The 451-nt window shown below is 55.0% G+C and carries 1 pseudogene; it reads left to right on the forward strand.

The window, feature by feature from the left end:
- A pseudogene (locus tag JL015_RS27575) lies at positions 1-451 on the forward strand (IS3 family transposase); the annotation flags it as partial.

Genomic DNA, 451 nt, shown 5'->3' on the forward strand with positions numbered 1-451 from the left:
GCGCTGAGCAATCAGAAGGCTCAGTTCTTTGAAGCCGTCGTTAACGTTTTGAAAAATGACTACGGTGTTTCTGTCGTAAAAAAGCGACCCGGCAAGTCCTCTCGCAAGGGCAAATCCAGGACCTGAGCATTAGTAGGGCTTGCCTGTTCATGGGCATTTCGCGTCAGGCGTACTACAAGCGTAATCGTGCTTTTGATGCGAGAGTCCGCCAGGCCCAAGAGGTGGTGGACTTCGTTCTGGAAAAGCGGCGTCGCCAGCCAAGGCTTGGTACACGCAAGTTGCACTATTTGATGAGCGTCGAAGCTCCTGCACCACTGTGCGTGGGTAGAGACCGTCTATTTGACATCCTGCGTGACGCGCGCGAACTGGTTCCGCGCAAGCGGGCTTATCACAAGACCACTCATAGCCATCATCGCTTTCGCCGCCATCCCAACCTGCTCAAGGCAGGCCC

This window comes from Pseudomonas cichorii, assembly GCF_015471405.1.
In the GTDB taxonomy this organism is placed as follows: Bacteria; Pseudomonadota; Gammaproteobacteria; order Pseudomonadales; family Pseudomonadaceae; genus Aquipseudomonas; species Aquipseudomonas serbiensis.